The sequence below is a fragment of the Halegenticoccus tardaugens genome (assembly GCF_004116405.1).
Classification (GTDB): domain Archaea; phylum Halobacteriota; class Halobacteria; order Halobacteriales; family Haloferacaceae; genus Halegenticoccus; species Halegenticoccus tardaugens.
Map to the genome: position 1 here is coordinate 66,123 of NZ_SDIC01000007.1, position 18,218 is coordinate 84,340.

Below are 18,218 nucleotides of genomic sequence, written 5' to 3' on the forward strand. Positions count from 1 at the left end.
TAGATCGGCCTCCGGTTCACAATCGGAAGGTCGACCCGTTAGTAGCGCTCACGACGTCGGCGTGGCAGCCTTGATTTCGAGTCGGTCTTTGAAAAAGACGAGTTCCTTGTTGGTGTGGTCGTAGAGCTTCGCCTTCCCGTTGAGGACGGTCGTGAACAACCACTTTAGGAAACGACCACAACGGTTGTTCGGGAAATCCATCCAGACGGCGTGTGACATCCGGGTTCCATCCTCGGTCTCTTCGAGTCGAATGGTGCCGCCCTTGGGGATCCGAACGGTGACGTGGCCGCGAAGGAGAGGATAGTACGCTGTCCCGTCCAGACCGCCACGTTGGGATAATCGATGTAGGGGAACCGACCATGCAGATCGGCGTACATGCCGGCGACCTCTTCGCGCTGGTGGAAGGTTGCTCCTTCCCGCGGGCGGTTGTCGGGCGTGTCGTATTCGAGCCCATAGTGTTCCTCGGGATTCGACGCCGTCCAGTGGACGGGGTCAGTCACGTACTCCCAAATCTCAGAAGGGGTGGCATCGATGACGATTTCGGCTTTGTCGGTTACGTACATTGGATGGCCTCCAGTTCGTCTCCTATCGAGCGAAGACGTTGTACAGCCACGCGTAGAGGTACACGAGGACGAAGCTGATGACGGCCGCCTCGATCATGCCAGCAACGGTCCCGACGACCGTCGGTTCGAAAAACATGTGCCACTGCTGCATCATCTCGACCGCACCCTCGTAGACGCCGGTGGCTCCGAACACGCCGAGCAGGAACATTACGACGGCAGACACGAGTGCCGCAGCTCCGGCGAGTGCCAGTGCGTCAAGATGCATCACGTCGGAGGTCGTTCCCATCTCGTACGGTTCTTGGTTGGTGGTAGCAGTACTCATGTGTAGAGATACGTCCGACTGGTTCAATTGGTTTGCTGCTTAGAATCGAGCGTACACGCCGCATCGGCGATGTCGATCAGGAATACCGGATGGATAGAAGAAACGGCAGCGATGTCGAGACGGGATTTCGAGACGGGTACTCGTGACATGACCGGACTATTCTACAGTAGGAACACTACTTTCCGGAGAGAAGAGCAGTTACCTGAACGCAGGCGCTAAGGCCCCTTCCTCAACGAGCGACCGTAGGGAGCGAGTAGGGAGGGGCCTTAGCGCCTGCGTTCAGGTAAAGGTGGCCTTCATTTCTTCGTCGCTCCAGAACCCGCTTGCCGACATGAACGCTCCATAGACGATCATCGGCGGTCCAGGGACGGCGCCGCCGAAAATCCCCGCGAAGAGACCGGCCGTCGCGCCAACTATCTTTCCCGGCCTGTAGTCGCTGTCCTCGATCCAGTCCGTGACGACATCGAGCTGCTGGGTCGCGCCGACGATGATGACCGCCAGCACGAGAACCGCTCCGATGGCGACGCGCATCAGTGCCTCGTCGAACCGACTAAACACGTAGATACCGAGCGGCATCCCGACGGCGAGGCCGCCGACGGGGACGATCCACTTCTCCCAGTCGAACGCGCCGCGGACGCTCTACCAGACACGAGCGTTACTCACGACCGCCGTCGCCGTGAAAATGATCGAGGCGCTCGAAGGCGACCGGAACAGCGGCATCAGCCCCATCGACACCTGCGCGAAGCCGAATCCGGCGATTCCGTGAATGACGGACGCAACAAGGATGACGACCGCAGACAACCCCGTCGTTACCCAGTTAGCTGTCATCGAGACCACCTCGATGTTCGAACAAGCGCGTACATCTCTGCTCGGCCAATATTACGGCCTTCTCCTTTTGGCAAGTTCTCCCTAAGAAGCGTAAGGCCAGTGTCTCACTCATCCTTCGCACCTGCCACTAGAACGCACTACGAGACTGTTTTGCAAACCGAACTCGACCGGTCTCGGCTTTCAATCGAATATGTAGCCGATAGCAAACCCATACGTGGTCTTGTGCGGTCTTTCGAATCTTAACCACAACTTATGAACAGCCAACGGTCGTATCTACAATCGCGTCACGATGAACCAGGACGAGACATCCGTCGGCGAGTGGCAATCCCTAGACGGTGACCCTGCGCGTGACAGGACAGGCGACCCAGACGTCGTCTTCGCGCACGTCAGCGACCTCCACGGACAGCTCACGCCGCGCTACCAGGTCTATTACGACAACCCAACGTCGAAGCCGAACTTCGAGTTCGGAGACGACGACCGCATCATCGAGCGCGGTGGCGGGATTTCCCTGCTCGCAGCCAAACTCAGCGAACTCCGCGAAGACTACGAGGTCTGTACGTTGATGAGCGGTGATACGTTCCATGGCTCCGCTGTGACCACCTACACCGACGGGCGGGCGATGCTCAAGCCCATTAACGAGCACGTCGCGCCCGACGTCTACGTCCCCGGAAACTGGGATTACTCGAACGAGGCCGCCGAGGACGGCAACTTCGTGGAACTCATGGACGACCTCGACGCCATGGTCCTCGCGAACAACCTCTACGACTGGGAGACTGACGAGCGGCTGTACGACGCGTACAGCATCCTCGACGTCGGTGGACTCTCGGTGGGCGTCGTCGGGATGACGAACGTCTACGTCGATCGGATGGCCCCCGCGTTCTACGAGGGGAAATACCGCTTCGGCAAGCACCCCGCGCTCCTCAAAGAGTCAGCACAGGCCGCCCGCGAGGACGGTGCGGACATCGTAGTAGCGGTCACCGAAATCGGCCTACCGTGGATGGTCCAAGCTGCGAAGGACTGTACGAGCGTGGACGTGATGTTCAGTGCCCACACTCACGAGTACACCTACGACCCCATCGTCGTCGAGGAGACCGAAACCGTCATCGTCGAGTCCGGTATGGGCGAAGCGCTCGGTCGTGTAGACCTCCGCGTTCACGTTGGCGAGGTGCAGTTCCGACACCACCTCTACTGTCTGACAGAGGACGGCGAGCACATCCCCGATCCCGACGAGAAGGCCAGAGAGACGGTCGAGTCCGCTCGCACGCCGTTCTTCGAGGACGACCCCGGATTCGAGCGCGGAGCGGGGACGCTCGACCAGCCACTCGATACGGTCGTCGGGCAGACGCAGACACCGCTCTATCGGCAGGCGTTCCTCGAGAGTGCGTGGAACACGCTGTTCAACGATGCACTAATGGCACACTTCGACACCGATCTAGCAGTCTGCCATGGGTTCCGATACGGAACGGCGATTCCGCCCGGTGACATCACGCTAGGGCAGTTGTACACCTTCTTCCCGATGGCGACGCCCGTCGCACGTGGCGTCGCCTACGGCCAGCAGCTGACGAGTCACATGGAGGCGTTCCTCGAAGACAACTTCACATCGTATCCCTACGACCAAGAGGACGGCCGTGTCCGGAATTTCTCCTCGAACGTCGAGGTGATCGTCGACCCGACCGCCAAGCGTGGTCGTCGCCTCGTCGAGATGCGAATCGACGGCGGACCAATCGACCCCGAGGAGACGTACTCGGTGGCGACGTTCCGCCGACCCGGTGATCCCGAACGCGACCTCGGTAACTGTGGGTTCCCGTTCCAGGACGTCGAGGTCGACGACGAGACGATTCCGGTCGACGTCATCGTCGAGTACCTCCAGGAACATTCACCAGTCGACTACGAGGTGATGGGACTGGTCGAGACCGCAGACGACGGTGGCCGAGCCCAGAACACGCCCGCCGACGGGCCGTATCCGTTCATCCAACCGGGCGTCGACTATCAGGGCGGAGAGGCCTACTGCGAGACGTCCATGATTCCCCGTGGGAACGCTTTCCCCGAAGAAGGGCGTAATCGAACGCGCTAGATAGCGACGGTACTCGCGACAGATCCAACGAACGGCGACCAGACACTATACAGGTGAATTACGATGGTCAAAAACATCACCGCGGAACAACTCGCGGACAAGATCGACGCCGACGAACAGTTCACGCTCATCGACACACGTCCCGAAGACAGCTTCGAGGCCTGGCACGTGCGTGACGCAGAAAACGTGCCGTATGACCCTGACGAGGAGTTGAGCGAGGACCAACTGAACGAGGTGAACGCACTGGTCGACGGCCGGCCGGTCGTCGCCATCTGCGGCAAGGGCCTGACGTCGACGCCGTTCGCGTTCGACCTCGATGAGCACGGCTACGACGACGTCGAGGTCGTGACGGGCGGGATGGAGGAATGGAGCAAGCTTTACGAGGTGGTCCCCATCGAGACCCGCAACGACGACCTCGTCGTCCGGCAGATACAGCGCCGAGCGAAGGGCTGTCTCGGCTACGTCGTCGGCTCCAAGGAGGCAGGAGATGCCGTCGTAGTCGACGCAACAAGACAGACCGACCAGTTCAAAGTCGCCGCCCAGGACGCTGGGCTCTCCATAACGCGCGTGCTTGATACGCACGTCCACGCCGACCACATCTCAGGCAGTCCGGCACTCGCCGACGAGGTCGGCGTACCCTACCACCTCGGCGAAGCAGCCAGCGAGCGTGGTGTCGAGTACGAATACGAACCGCTGTCAGATGGAGAAGTCATCGAAGTCGGCGACGTCGAAATCGAGGCGCTCCACACGCCGGGTCACACCTCCGAGATGATGAACTACCTCGTCGACGGCGAACTCCTGTTGACGGGCGATACGCTGTTCGTCGACTCCGTTGGACGGACCGAACTCCAGTTCGGCGAGGACGACGCCTCGCGTGGAGCGGAACTGCTGTACGACTCGCTCCACGAGACGATCCTCGACCTTCCGGACGACACAACGATCCTGCCGGGGCACCTCACCGTCACGAGCGACGGGCGTTACGAGAACGGCTCGCCCGGCGAACCCCTTGAGGCCCGACTTGGCGATCTACGCGAGGAACTCGACTTCCTCGGGTTCGACCGCGAAGCGTTCATCGAGCGGTTAACCGAGGATGCCCCGGAAAAGCCCCCAAACTACGAGACAGTTATCGCCATCAACACCGGCAAAGAGACCGTCGACGACGAAGGCGAGGCGACAGAACTCGAACTGGGACCGAACAACTGTGCCGCATAGAGAACAGCGGTCGCTCTCGCGCCGCAGGCTCCTCCAACTGTCGGGGGCAGCTACCCTCGGAGCGCTCGCGGGCTGTACCGACCAGCTTCCCGATCCCGACGATGGTGGGGGTCGTGAGGTGACGCCACGCTCAACCGTCACGGCCGAGCCCGATACATCCGTCAGCCTCACCGCAGCGTCCGGGACAATTCGACCAGCGCCCGGTATGTCGACGACTAACTGGCTGTACGAGGGTCAATTCCCGGGACCGGAGGTACGCGTTCAGGAGGACGACGTGCTCAGCGTCAAACTGACCAACGACCTCCGAGAGGAGACCACGATTCACTGGCACGGGGTCCCGGTTCCGAATCCCGTCGACGGCGTGCCGAACGTGACCCAAGACCCGATCGCTTCCGGAGAGACGTTTACGTACACGTTCCGCGCCGAACCCGCCGGGACGTACTTTTATCACAGCCACGTCGGCCTCCAACTCGACCGCGGGTTGCTCGGTCCACTGATCGTCGAAGAACGTGAGCCACACGTCGAGTACGATCGCGAGTACGTCGTTGTCGTCGACGATTACCTCCCCGGAGCGCCGAGACTTCCTTCGGACGGGGGAATGAGCGGCGGAGGCGGAATGGGCGGCGGAGGCGGAATGGGCGGCGGAGGCGGAATGGGTGGGGGAGGCGGTATGATGGGAGACATTCGGCCGCCATACGAGGGGCTCCTGATCAACGGTCGACTGCCCGAGGACCTCCAGACGTTCGACGTAACGGAGGGCGAGCGGATTCGCTTCCGGTTCGTGAACGCCGCCAGCGCGACGGTCTTCGGTGTACGGATCGCCGGCCACGAGATGACGGTGACCCACGCCGATGGCCGACCCGTCGAACCCGTCGACGCAGACTCGTTCGTCTGCGGAGCCGGCGAGCGGTACGACATCGTGATCGAAGCGACGAATCCGGGAAGATGGTTCGTTCAGGCGGACGCACTCGACGGGAACGAACCACCAGCTAGAGCCGTCGTTGAGTACGAATCCTCAGGCGGATCGGGCACCCCACAGCCCCCATCATCCTCGAGTAACCGATTGCAGTACGCCGATCTTCGAGCACTCTCCTCGCTCGACGGTGTGAACGGGCGTCCCGACCGGACGTTCGACCTGACGCTGTCTCGCGGCAGGGGTGAGTACGTGTGGACGATTGACGGACAGGCTTATCCGGATGCTGATCCGCTAAATATTCGACCCGGAGAACACGTTCGGATTCGGATGACTAACCAGAGTCCAGTCGTCCATCCGATGCACCTCCACGGCCACTTCTTCCAGGTCGGCAACGCTATCAAAGACACAGTCATCGTCCCCGGACATAGAGGGCAGGTGACGATCGACTTCCACGCGGACAATCCCGGCCGGTGGTTATTCCACTGTCACAACCTCTACCATCTCGATGCGGGGATGGCGCGTGTCGTGAGATACATCGAGTAACTCGGTTGAAGGCCCGGTTTCCGATCGTTCAGGCTGTCGTTTCTGTGGCCTTGGTTCTGTCCCGGGAGAAGGGTTGAGTGCTAATCCAGCGAATTCGAGCCGGAGGAACGTTCCTTGTCCTGAAAAATGGTTAAACCGTCTTATACACGTTCTCGAACGTTCTCCTGTGCGGATTCACACCCACGCCGATAACTCCCGAGCAGTCCTACGAGTAGCCGAGGAGAAAGACAATGACCAACTTCAAACTCGGCCGCTGGCTGCTCGTGGCGCTCGCGATCGTCGGACTCGCGTTCGCCGCCCCCGTGGTTAGCGCCCACGGCAACGAAACGACCGCAGACGACGCGCCCCCGTCCGATGGGGCCGCCGACTGGGCAGCCTGGATGGAGGCGCAGATGACCGAGCACATGGGCCCTGGTAGTGTCGAGTGGATGGAGTCGCACATGGGTGTGACCGTCGACGAGATGGACCAAGACATGGCTGACGACGACTACAACGGCGGGATGTACGGGCAGGGCCACTGCTGACAGCTCTGACCGTTTCGATCGCTTCAACCGAACACTGCGACTCACCAACTCACGATCATGACGCAACTCATCACTCAAATCGGACGCACTGCTCGTCGACTCACGATACTCGCTGTCCCGCTACTGGTCGCGGCGACTGGAACAGCTGCTGCTCACGGCGGCGGGAGCTACGGCGGCGGCATGATGGGCGGCGGCTGGGGTCTCTTCAGCGGAGCGATGGGGCTCTGGGGACTCCTCTGGATGGGGCTCCTCATCGCCGTCCCGCTCTACCTCGTCTATGCGCTCCTCAACCGAAGATCCGGCGGGAACAATGAGCAGTCGCTGTCGGTTCTCCGCGAGCGCTACGCCCGCGGTGAGCTCTCGGACGACGAATTCGATCGACGGCGAAAACAGCTCGAACGTACCGGATGACCGGAACAGCTGCTGTTCCAACCGGTGCACCACACCCCCAACGCCCGCCGTTGAGGCACCCAATCGTTAACCCCGTGGACGGGGTATGATATTCCATGGAATACACAATACAGACTTCAGTCACCGGTGAGTTCGACAATGTCGTCGGCACGACGATCGACGCGCTCAAAGACGAAGGGTTCGGCGTCCTCTGTGACATCGACGTCCAGGCGACGCTTGAGGAGAAACTCGGCGAGGAGTTTCGACAGTACCGCATCCTCGGGGCGTGCAATCCGTCACTCGCCCACGAGGGGCTGAACGAAGAAATTGAACTCGGCGCACTCCTCCCGTGCAACGTCATCATCTACGAAACCAATGGTGGCGAGGTCATGGTGAGTGCAGTCGATCCGCAACAACTGGTTGGCATCGCCGACAACGAGGCGCTCGATTCAATCGCGAACGAGGTCCACGACCGGTTCGAGCGCGTCCTTGCCAGTGTCGCTAACGAACTAAAATCCTCGTCAGAGGTCTAAGTAGAGATGTCCTCGTCGAACCAACTCGACACCATGACCATCATCCTCCTTATTCTCGGGGCAATCATCGTCCTGCCTATGCTCACGATGGGGATGGGATTCGGTGGGATGATGGGATACGGCGGAATGATGGGCGGGTACGGAACGACCGGCGGATGGTGGCCACTCGTTGGGATGCTCGTCCAACTGGTCTTCCTCCTGATCCTCCTCGGCGGTGGCTATCTTGTCTTCCGTCGCATGACGGAATCGGAGGCGTCTCAGAATCCCGCGATGGAGGAGTTGCGCATGGCGTACGCCCGTGGCGACCTGACCGATGAAGAATTTGAAACCCGCCGAGACACGCTGGAACGGTCCAAGTAGGGCACGCAGGAACGACGCGTATGTACTCTGCTCGGTGTAATCGATTCAAACCACCGGCTTGAGTATTCATCCTAGGCGAGGCTCCCTTCGAATCTAAAATACGAGACAGCCGTCGCGTTCGGTTATGAATAGAAATGTGTTTAACACACAATACCGTATGGTAGAATGTAACCGAAGTAATTCTCTACACCCTGAAGAGGTGTGGGGCGTGCGCAACGCAGCAAGAGAAAAACGAGGGGATCGAGGACGAATTCCCCGATGTCGAGTTCAGAGAGGTCGACATCCAAGAGGGTCTGGAGACGGCCGAGGAGTACGACGTCCGGAAGACCCCCATAACGCTCGTGTACGCGAACGGAGAACGAACGGAGGAGTTCATCGGGATCGTCGATCGAGACGAGCTGGAAGCGGCTTTCGAACGCGCAGACCAGCAATCGACCGACCTCGTGTAACGGATCGCCAGCATCGTTCGAGGATAACGGAAAGAAAATAATCACTTCGCAGTCAGAGCAATTGAGTCGCTCTAAGGAAGGTTCACTACCGCGCTGCTTAATCGCAACGTATGGAGTGTTCGTACCTACAAATAGCGTATTGTGAAAAATGAGCTTGATTCAATCCAGCTCACAGATACAGTCGTGTCCGATTGAGAGGAAGTCGAGAATATACCGATGAATATCCGTCGCAAGTTGGAGCATTACTTCGGCTTGTGTTTCACCGCCGACCGCTTGTCGGGAGTACGTTTTCGAGCGATTCTCCCGCCAGAGCTGGAGGAACTGGTCGCCGAGCGATGCACTGTACAAGTTCGCCTTAGCTGAGTTGAGGCGCTAAGCCCCCTTCCTCAGCGGGCGTCCGAAGGGCACGAGTAGGGCGGGGTAGTTCACATCGGTCGACCTGGGCACTCATAGGGCTCGTCACCGGCGAGCGCCACCCCGACTCGGAGCGGTGGGATCGTCATCGGCCACGTCGAACTACCCCCCACCGACAAAAACACCGTTCCGTTCGCAAACCGGGCGACGAAACCGGCCGCGCGATCGAACGCGTCCCACACAGCTGCATCACGACTGTCTATCCGTCTCCACGTCCGGAATCGCCGCGGCGTCCGCCGATCTAGCGCCGGATCCGTCTCCTTCGAAGACGGCCCTGGCGACGGGCGTGTTCAGGAAGGTCAAGAGGGAGTAGAGCGCGGTCATGTTGTTCTCGCCGCCCTCGTGATCGCGGTAGCACTGGAGCGCCCCGTTGTGATCGAGGAACGGAAGGCTGCGCTGGAGGTCCGCCGTCCGGCGGATCGTCTTCTCGGCGAACTCTCGCGCACGGAGCAGTTTGCAGCGGTCTGGCCACGGCGCGTGATCGAGGTACGGGTCTGGAGGCTCCTCCTCCGAGACGTGCTTCCACCAGAATCCGGTGAGGTTGTCCCCGAGGTAATCCGCGACGAACGGGTACTTGAGCGGAACGCCGGTCCGGGCGTGAGGAATCCCCGCGAGATCGGGGTCGAGTCGCTTCACCGCCGCGTTGATTAGATTTCGCCGGAGGAAGTACTTGACCGGGATCGTCCGGTGGAGGTCGATCATCCGGTTGTCGAGAAATGGCGTCCGGTAGGGGCACAGCTGCATCAGGCTCCGCGAGAAGATCGCGTCCGTGTCCGCGCCCATGGGGTAATAGTCGCCATACATGACCAGGTCGCGCACTGATGGGTACGTGACGCTGTGGCTCTCGACGCCGGCGTTCGTCCGGCAGACGTTGGCCCGGAGCACCTCCGCGAGCGATCGGTCAGCCTCGAAGTACGGAAGCGGCTCGACCGCGTCTTTCGTCTGCACTCGGACGTACTCCTCGACGCCGTCGATGCCGCGGGCCACGGGGAGCGTGATGGTGCCGACCGACCCGAGATCGAGGCGGTGAGTCACGATCGGGCCGCCGGCGAACAGCATGTCGGCGTAGAGCCCCGACACGAGAACGTCCACTTCGGAGGCGATCTCGTCCTCGAAGCCAGTGAAATACGCCTGGTCGAACCAGCCGCTGAAGTTCGAGATGGCCGGAGACGTTTCGAGCAGGCGGGCGTCGTACTCCGGGTCGCGCTCCAGAAATCGGAAGTCGTCGCCGTTGACGGCGGCCGCCCGCTGGGCGGTTCGGGCCTCTCTGCTCAACCAGTCGGCGTTGTGGAACGACGTGAGCGGCTGGTCGACGGCCGCCTGCACGAGCCGGGAGTCGCTACCGCCGCTCAACAGGAGCCCGTAGTCGAGGTCGTCGAAGGTCCACTCGCTCAGCACCAGCTCGAACGTCCCGGCGAGTTCATCAACAACATCTGAGAATGGCCGGTCGACGGGTTCGTACGTCGGCCGCCAGTAGGTGTCTGTCGCTGTTGAGAGGGTCTCCAGGTCCACGGTGACGACCGAGGCCGGGGGAAACTCCTCGACGCCGGATATCGGCGTTTTTACGCCGTAGACACGGCGGAGATGGAAGTACTCGGCAAGGTACTGGCGGTCGAACGACACGTCGAACTCCGGGTGGTGCGCCAGTGACTGCAGGTTCGACGTGAAGAGCAACCCACCGTCGGGCAGGTGGGCGCGGAAGATTGGGCGTGTGGCGAGACGGTCGGTGGCGAACGACAGCGTCCCCGTATCCCGGTCGCGGACGAGGAGCGCGAAGTCGCCGTTCAACCCCGAGACGAACCCCATCCCGAGCGTCTCGTACAGCTCTACACAGAAGTCCGCGCTCCCGTCAGGACCGTTATTGCGGGGGACGTGTCCAGAGCTGGTCTGGTAGCCGTAGATGTCGCCCCAGACCCAGACGTCAACGTCCCCTCCGTTGGCGCGGACGGGCTGGTCGTTGACGAGCAATGGGTGGAAAGAGCCGTGAATCTCAACCCGGTTGTCGGCGTACGAGAAGGGCGCCTCCCTGTCGCGCCACCTGATCGCGTCGACGAACGCTGACGGAAGATCGTCGTCGCTCCCGATGACACCGCACAGGCCTACCATCAGTCAGAGGTACCCGAGCTCTTTTAGCTGTTCTTCGACCGACTCGTCGAACTCCAGGTCTTGCTCGCCCGCTGCGGCGGCTTTCTTGTATTCCTGGAGCCCAGTTTCGAACAGCGCGGTGACCTCCGGCGGCGGGCCGCCGTGCGTCGCGACCTCCCGCTGCCAGGAGGGTCTGTCCGAGTTGAGGTCGTACTCGATACAGCGCCCAAGGGAGTCCCACTCGAGCTTCGTCTTCCCCTCATAGGCGACCCGAATCATCCGGTTCCAGAAGTCGTACTCCGCCTCGGTGAACTCCCGGCCCCACGTCCGGTCGCCATGGCCGAGGAGACCGATCGTCTCTGCGACGACGTGGTCCGCTGCGAGGTCGTCCGCGTACGACTCCCCGTTCGCCAGCCGGACGAGGAGTTCACCGAGTTCGAGCTGCGAGAAGTACTCCACCACGCGCGACGGGTACCCCTCCGGCGCACCGACGATCTCGCACGGCGTGTGCATCACCCCCTCGGTCATGCTTCCGGTGTGGTGGAACAGCCCGTCGTCGGCCTCGTAGCCGAGGTTGTGCCCGTGGTCCGAGACGATCACGAACGACCATTCCCGGTCGGTTTTCGCCTGCAGCTCCACGACGAACCGGGAAACGATCCGATCGAGGTAGTCGACCGCGGCGGCGTACAGCTCGCGGTAATTCCGCGCGTACTCCTCGGTCGCCAGCCCCTCCTTGTTGAGCTCCCACTTGTCGAGCTCGTTCGAGCTCCACGAGTCCGGAGCGGAGTGGAGCGTCTGGTCGTACTGGAGGAGGTTGCGGAGCGGCGTGTGGGCGTCCATGAAGTTGGCGAAGAGGAACACCGGCTCGTCGACCGTATCGGCCCGTTTGATCGCCGTCGTGGAGATGTTCTTCGCGCCGTCGTCGACGAACTCCGGCACGGGCAGCGTCTTTATGCGGTGATTAACCTGCGACCAGACGCCGTTGGCGAGACTCTTCGCCGGACGCTCGTGTTCGAGACACGCGCGGAGGAAGCCGAGATACCGCTTCGCCGAGTTCGGTTCGTCGGTCGACTCCATGTACTCTTGGACCGCGATCCCCTCGGTGAACAGCGTCTCGTTGGTGTGCGAGCCGATCGAGAAGTCATAGAACTCGTCGAAGAGCGCGTCGAAGTCGAACGCGCGATTGACGTAGGAGTTCGCGCTCAGACCGATGCGGCGGTGCTTGGGCAGGTCCCCGAGGAACGTCTCGTCAGCGTCGAAGCGCGAGAAGCTGAACGAGGCGTCGAAGCTCTCCGAGTGGACGCCGTGCTCGGAGGGCAACCGGCCAGTGAAGATACTTGTGTGGCTCGGCGTGCTCCACGAACTCGCCGCGCGGCACTGCTCGAAGGACGTGTCCGACAGCGCCCGCAACCGCGGCGCGCGCGCGTCGAAGGTGTCTTTTCGAACCGTGTCAAGGACGATGAGTGCGACGTTCCGCATCTCACGCCTCCCGCGATCGCATCACTCGAGAGCGATGGAAGCGGTCGATTGATTCGCCCGGATGACTGCATTGGCGCGCCATGTGTGTCGTCCGAACGGGCGCAAGGCCCTTCGCTAAGTACATCATAAAAACAGTCGTAGATCGGTACTATCGGTTCATCACACTTTCCTCTGATTCGCGCATGGTCTCGAAGCACGTTCGGTGAGCTTCGGAAGCTCGCCGACGAACAGCATTCGTTCCAGTTCCGTTGTATACCCGCCAACCGAGGGTTTGACAACCGTCACAATATTGTGACCTCCACCACGCCCTCAACCGCCTCTCGCACCGAAGCGTCCGAATACCGATCGATCACCCACGGTTGGTGTATGGGCGGACACGGGTCGTGCCATCGACCGTACTCACCACGATGGGTGGAATGCAACCGCGAACGGGGCGTGTTTTGGTATGCTGTCGCTTTTCAGTGTGGAACGTCGTAGGTGGTAGATCGCCAGCGCAGCATACTAATGCCGGCGAAGGCAACCGTATTCAGGACGGCTAACAGAAGGAATCCACTTCCATATTCGCCGGTTACATCACGGAGGGCACCAGTAAGGACTGGCAGCACAAGTGCAGCAACGTTCCCGGTTGCAATGACCATTGCAAGGGCAGTGCCCTCACTTCCAGGTACGTCTGCGGCAATCCGGTAAATTGAGCCAAATGGAAGGGAGACTGCAAGCACCGACACAAGCGGAAGGAGCACAATCAGTGGCGGGGAGTGGGCGACTGGGAGAGCAGCAAATCCGATTGTGGCGATAACCGCCATCACACCGATGAGGCTGCGGTCGCTGATCGGTAGCCGCGTAATGACTGTCCCCCCGCTTGCCCGCCCTACAGTAGCCGTGAGCAAGGCAAGCACGTTGAGCGGACCGTGAATTCCGAGCTGGTTAAAATACGAGGTGATAAACGTCGAGAGAGTGATGTACGAACTAAGTGAGGCGACATAGGCGAGTGAGGCAACAATGACGACTGGATGTGTGACAACGCGGAGGAGTTGACGCAACTTAGATGCCCTGTGCCGTTCTGTGCGAAGCGCCTCAGACCCGGTGCCGTTCTTCGAGAAGAGCGATAGGTGAAAAGGGGGAAACGCACGAGATCTCCCATACACCGCAAAGATACCGAGTGCCGGTAGACTCAGCAGAACGCCGGTACTTTGGAGGCTCAGGGTGCCGATCATCTGAACGAGAGACGGAGCAATGAAAAACGCAAGCGCGCCACCAAGCGTCAAAGCGCCCCCAAAATATCCCTGTTGCCGAGTCGCGACGGCTCCTTGATAGATTCGCGACAGATGTGTCGCCCCGACCGTGAGAATGGCACCAGCAGCAAGCCCCCAGATTCCTCGGAGCAGAAGTAATGTCTCAAACTGGTGCGTAAGATCGAGGAGGACCGCAGAGGCCGCATGGATACCCGTTGCGACGAAGAGAAGTGGTATTGGTGGGTATCGGTCAGTGAGATAGCCACTGGGAAGCTGAACGAGAACGATCGAAACTAGAGGAGCACTCATCACAAGCCCGAGTGCAGCATACCCTACGTCGAATCGAGCGAGAAAGAGCGACGGTACTGCAGCGTACGCAAACAACACATAGCCGACGCTCACAGCAGCAATATGTGGTGCAACGCGCACCGCCAACGGAACACGCTCTGACGCCGTGTCTAGCGCCATACTTACTGCTCATCTGAGGTAGAAGTGGGCAGGTCAGACGCTGAGAGGCCGTACTCTGCTGTGGCCGTCTCGAGCGAAATTTTCCCAAGTTCGATATCCCGCTGAACCGCTTCGGGTGACCGAGCTGTCGGGTCACCATACCCCCCAGCGCCTGGTGTCCGGATACTCACGAGATCACCGGACGTGAGTTCACGAACAGTTTTCGGTGGCAACTTCTCACCATCAGTTTCGTCCGTCTGGTCGAACACGTCTGTACCATGGTACAGATACGCTTCGCCCATCGTCCCATGGAGTCCCCCGACAAGGCCATACGGTGCGTGGCGATGGCGCTCAGCAAGGAAGCTAAACGTTGCACGGTGATCATGGACACCGATATCACGGCGTAAGCCAAGTCCGCCGCGGAATTGGCCAGCCCCACCGGAGTCCTCACGGAATTCATAGCGTGTGACACGGAGGGGATACGCTGTTTCGAGCACTTCAACAGGTGTGTTCATCGTGTTCGACATGTGGACGTGGACACCATCCATGCCATCTTTTCCATCTCGACCACCGAATCCGCCTCCTTGCGTTTCATAAAACGCATACGGAGTACCGTCACGCGGATCTGTACCGCCGAAGGTGACGTTATTCATCGTACTCTGACAGCCAGCAAGCACACGATCGGGATCTGCCTCGGCGAACGCACCGAGAACAACGTCAGTAACGCGTTGAGACGTTTCGAGGTTTCCACCCACCACGGCAGCTGGCGGTGTGGCGTTCACAATCGTCCCCTCGGGAGCGTGAATATCGATCGGACGATAACAGCCATGATTTGGCGGAATATCGGGATCTGTCACACATCGAACAACATAGTAGGTTGCCGATGCTGTCACCGCGAAGACAGCGTTTATCGGGCCTTCCGTTTGTGCAGCCGTTCCGTCGAAATCGACCGTCACAACGTCGCCATCAACAACGACCTCCGCAGCGATGAGCAGATCTTCATTTCCCCGCCCGTCATCATCCAACACGTCCTCAAAGTAGAAGGCACCGTCGGGGAGTGACGCAAGTTCAGCACGCATCCGTCGCTCAGAGTAGTCTTTGATTTCTGCAAGCGCCGCCTCCAGCTGCTCACGCCCGTATTTATCGACGAGTTCCTCAAAGCGCCGGCGTCCGGTTTCATTTGCAGCCTGTTGCGCCCGGAGGTCACCCCGACGCTCGTCCGGCGTCCGGACATTCGCCAGGATCATCTCCATCGCGGTTTCGTTCACTTGGCCACCTTCGAAGAGTTTTACTGGCGGGATACGAATCCCTTCCTGGTAAATCTCGGTCGAATCCGCAGCGACACTGCCGGCTCGCGCCCCACCAACATCTGCGTGATGAGCACGATTTGCTGCATAGGCAACGACCTCATCTGCGACGAAGATGGGCGTCACGAGCGTCAGATCAGGAAGATGAGCACCCCCTCGGAATGGATCGTTCAGAAGAACCGCGTCACCAGGTGTAAGCGTGTCTGGCGGGAATCGCTCGATCGCCGAGGCAACTGAGAAAGGCATTGACCCGAGATGGACGGGCATATTCTCTGCTTGACTAATCATCTCAGCGCTGGCATCGAAGAGCGCACACGAACAATCACGACGCTCCTTGATGTTTGGCGAGTAGCCTGTCCGAATGAGATTGGCGTTCATCTCCTCGCTAATCGCTGTACAGGCGTTACGGATGATTTCCAGCGTCACCGGATCGATGTCGATCTTAGACATCCGGCACCTCCACGAGGAGGTTACCGTCCGTATCGACGCTGACGTGATGATCTGGAGGGATGACAGCGGTACTCTCTACCCCTTCGACGATCGCCGGACCCTCAAATGTACACTCGAAGGGAAGCAGTGATTGGTCGTAAACGCTCGTTTCGTGTGGCTTACCGCCGTATATCACCTTTCGCGTGTCCCTGCGTGCATCATCAAGCGTACTATCGACGGAACCTCCAGCGAGGTCTAACGAGTCGACAAGTCCACGGGCTCGGAGACGGAGTGTGACGAGTTCGATTGGCTCTTCAGGGTAGGCGTGGCCATACCGTTGACGGTGCTGCTCATGGAATTGCTCGGCAACCGACGCAAGGCTCTCGTCGTCAAGTGATCCGTCCGGGACGGGAACTGACAACTCGAATGACTGGCCGAGATACCGCAGATCGAGTGCTCGCTCGAATCGCATCTGGTCTTCTGCCAACGCCTCCTGGGTCAGCCGATCGAAGCCTGCTGCTTCGAACTCCTCAAACGTCTCCTGAAGGGCCGTCGGGTCAACGGTGGTGAGACGACGGACCCGGGAGGTGCTGTAATCATAGAGCACATCGCTCGTGAGTAGTCCGAGCGCAGAGAGAACACCAGCAGTTCGCGGAATGATCACGCGTGGAATGTCGAGCTCTCGAGCGAGCTTACAGGCGTGCAAGGGACCTGCGCCACCGAAGGCGACAAGGGCAAACTCTCGGGGATCATGACCTCGTTCGACGCTAACCACGCGAAGTGCTCGCTGCATCGTTGCGTTTGCTACATCGAGAATCCCCTGCGCAACCTCCTCGATTGACTGGCCCATTGGCTCAGCGAGATCACGTTCGACGATGTGGGCGACCTCGTCAGTCTCGACAGGGAGTTCGCCCGAGAGGAAGTTGTCAGGATGTAATCGGCCGAGCAGCAGCTGCGCGTCGGTGACCGTCGCCCGGGTGCCGCCGCGACCATAGCAAATTGGCCCTGGATCGGCACTGGCGGACTGCGGACCGACGCGAAGTGCACCTCCAGCATCGAGCCACGCGATCGAGCCACCGCCAGCACCAATCGTATGGATATCAATCATCGGAATGCTCACGGGATACTCGCCAACCGTGACGTCCGTTGTGATGAGTGGGTCCCCGCCTTCGACCAGCGAGACGTCACACGATGTGCCACCCATATCCATTGTAATAACATCTGAGAAGCCACACCGGTCAGCGATGGTTGTTGCCCCCTGCACACCAGCAGCTGGTCCCGAGAGGAGTGTGTTTACTGGTTGATTGCGCGCAGCGCTCGCATCGATGATGCCACCGTTTGACTGCATAATTTTGAGATCGGTCTCGATTCCAATGGCGGTGGTTTCCGTCTCCAAATTGCCAATGTACTGGTCCATCACCGGTTTTAGCGCTGCGTTCATCGCGGTAATGAGTGTCCGTTCGTACTCACGGATTTCGGGGAGAACTTCACTTGAGAGTGACCACGATGCCTCAACACCTGCGTCACGCAATCTGTCGCATACCTGCTGTTCGTGCGCATCATTCTCGAATGCGAAAAGCAAGCAGATCGCGACGCTATCAATACGAGCTGTCTGAAGTTGCTCTGCGACAGAGTGAACGCTGTGTTCGTTGAGCGGGATGAGGACGTTCCCTCGTTCATCGAGGCGTTCGAGGACTTCGAATCGCCGATCACGTTCGACAATGGGTACCGGTTTTTCCGCTTGGAAATCGTAAATATCAGGCCGCGCCTGACGGCCAATCTCAAGTGCGTCTCGGAATCCGGCTGTTGTGACAAGAGCCGTTTCAGCCCATTCTTCCTCAAGGATTGCATTTGTCGCGACGGTGGTCCCGTGGCCGAAAAACGAGATTGTATCGAAGGAAAATCCATCACGCTCTCGCGCCTTTTTAAGGCCAGTGATGACTCCCTTTTCGGGGGCGAGGGGTGTTGATGATGTCTTCGTGACACTGAGAGTTCCATCCTGTATCGTGACAATATCTGTGAACGTACCACCGATATCGACACCCACCCGAAGTGCGGTCTGCTTCGTCATCGGTCACCTCTTCCAAAGGGATACCTTACAGAGAGCATGA

The 18,218-nt window shown here is 59.9% G+C and carries 16 protein-coding genes and 1 pseudogene; 8 read left to right on the top strand and 9 right to left on the bottom strand.

The genetic code is table 11. From position 1 onward, the window contains the following. Positions 1-164: 164 nt before the first annotated feature. The 4 genes and pseudogenes from C3L37_RS17735 to C3L37_RS25015 all read right to left on the bottom strand — a co-directional run bounded on the left by C3L37_RS17735 (position 165) and on the right by C3L37_RS25015 (position 1,713). Positions 165-563, bottom strand: a complete 399-nt coding sequence (locus tag C3L37_RS17735; RefSeq protein ID WP_228546320.1) for a hypothetical protein — start codon at positions 561-563, stop codon at positions 165-167. Between the two features lie 22 nt (positions 564-585). Further along, entirely contained in the window at positions 586-885 is a 300-nt protein-coding gene (locus tag C3L37_RS25005) for a hypothetical protein (protein WP_228546321.1), read from the bottom strand. Between the two features lie 279 nt (positions 886-1,164). Next, positions 1,165-1,506 (bottom strand): annotated as a pseudogene (locus C3L37_RS25010) (sulfite exporter TauE/SafE family protein); the annotation flags it as partial. Positions 1,507-1,524: 18 nt separating this feature from the next. After that, positions 1,525-1,713, bottom strand: coding sequence for a hypothetical protein (locus C3L37_RS25015; protein ID WP_228546323.1), 189 nt, complete (start codon positions 1,711-1,713; stop codon positions 1,525-1,527). 289 nt (positions 1,714-2,002) lie between these two features. On the opposite strand from C3L37_RS25015, the gene C3L37_RS17750 reads away from it, so the two are divergent. The 8 genes from C3L37_RS17750 to C3L37_RS17785 all read left to right on the top strand — a co-directional run bounded on the left by C3L37_RS17750 (position 2,003) and on the right by C3L37_RS17785 (position 8,714). Beyond that, on the top strand, positions 2,003-3,787 hold the full coding sequence (locus C3L37_RS17750; protein WP_129115928.1) for a 5'-nucleotidase C-terminal domain-containing protein: 1,785 nt from the start codon (positions 2,003-2,005) through the stop codon (positions 3,785-3,787). A gap of 63 nt (positions 3,788-3,850) precedes the next feature. Continuing rightward, positions 3,851-4,999 carry an MBL fold metallo-hydrolase gene (locus C3L37_RS17755; protein ID WP_129115929.1) on the top strand — a complete coding sequence of 383 codons (1,149 nt, stop codon included), beginning with the start codon at positions 3,851-3,853 and terminating at the stop codon, positions 4,997-4,999. Then, positions 4,989-6,458 (top strand): multicopper oxidase family protein, encoded by a 1,470-nt coding sequence (locus C3L37_RS17760; protein ID WP_394345804.1) that lies wholly within the window; start codon positions 4,989-4,991, stop codon positions 6,456-6,458. Before C3L37_RS17755 ends, C3L37_RS17760 begins: the two co-directional genes overlap by 11 nt. Positions 6,459-6,688: 230 nt before the next feature. Further along, positions 6,689-6,982 carry a hypothetical protein gene (locus C3L37_RS17765; RefSeq protein ID WP_129115931.1) on the top strand — a complete coding sequence of 98 codons (294 nt, stop codon included), beginning with the start codon at positions 6,689-6,691 and terminating at the stop codon, positions 6,980-6,982. A 57-nt stretch (positions 6,983-7,039) separates the two neighbouring features. Further along, positions 7,040-7,393 carry an SHOCT domain-containing protein gene (locus C3L37_RS17770; RefSeq protein ID WP_129115932.1) on the top strand — a complete coding sequence of 118 codons (354 nt, stop codon included), beginning with the start codon at positions 7,040-7,042 and terminating at the stop codon, positions 7,391-7,393. Between the two features lie 95 nt (positions 7,394-7,488). Next, positions 7,489-7,905, top strand: a complete 417-nt coding sequence (locus tag C3L37_RS17775; protein WP_129115933.1) for a DUF302 domain-containing protein — start codon at positions 7,489-7,491, stop codon at positions 7,903-7,905. A gap of 6 nt (positions 7,906-7,911) precedes the next feature. Then, positions 7,912-8,265 (top strand): SHOCT domain-containing protein, encoded by a 354-nt coding sequence (locus tag C3L37_RS17780; protein ID WP_129115934.1) that lies wholly within the window; start codon positions 7,912-7,914, stop codon positions 8,263-8,265. Between the two features lie 191 nt (positions 8,266-8,456). Continuing rightward, positions 8,457-8,714 carry a thioredoxin family protein gene (locus C3L37_RS17785; RefSeq protein WP_228546351.1) on the top strand — a complete coding sequence of 86 codons (258 nt, stop codon included), beginning with the start codon at positions 8,457-8,459 and terminating at the stop codon, positions 8,712-8,714. Positions 8,715-9,317: 603 nt separating this feature from the next. Here C3L37_RS17785 and C3L37_RS17790 read toward each other — a convergent pair. The 5 genes from C3L37_RS17790 to C3L37_RS17810 all read right to left on the bottom strand — a co-directional run bounded on the left by C3L37_RS17790 (position 9,318) and on the right by C3L37_RS17810 (position 18,178). Further along, the gene (locus tag C3L37_RS17790; protein WP_129115935.1) at positions 9,318-11,234 is read right to left on the bottom strand and encodes an asparagine synthase-related protein; all 1,917 of its coding nucleotides are present in this window, start codon (positions 11,232-11,234) and stop codon (positions 9,318-9,320) included. A gap of 3 nt (positions 11,235-11,237) precedes the next feature. After that, the gene (locus tag C3L37_RS17795) at positions 11,238-12,692 is read right to left on the bottom strand and encodes a sulfatase-like hydrolase/transferase (protein WP_129115936.1); all 1,455 of its coding nucleotides are present in this window, start codon (positions 12,690-12,692) and stop codon (positions 11,238-11,240) included. Positions 12,693-13,150: 458 nt separating this feature from the next. Then, a complete protein-coding gene (locus tag C3L37_RS17800) occupies positions 13,151-14,392 on the bottom strand; it encodes an MFS transporter (protein WP_129115937.1) in 1,242 nt (413 codons plus the stop codon). A 2-nt stretch (positions 14,393-14,394) separates the two neighbouring features. After that, complete coding sequence (locus tag C3L37_RS17805; RefSeq protein WP_228546325.1) at positions 14,395-16,128, bottom strand: hydantoinase B/oxoprolinase family protein; 1,734 nt, start codon at positions 16,126-16,128, stop codon at positions 14,395-14,397. Continuing rightward, on the bottom strand, positions 16,121-18,178 hold the full coding sequence (locus C3L37_RS17810) for a hydantoinase/oxoprolinase family protein (protein WP_129115938.1): 2,058 nt from the start codon (positions 18,176-18,178) through the stop codon (positions 16,121-16,123). The genes C3L37_RS17805 and C3L37_RS17810 overlap by 8 nt, the downstream gene beginning before the upstream one ends. Positions 18,179-18,218: the final 40 nt, after the last annotated feature.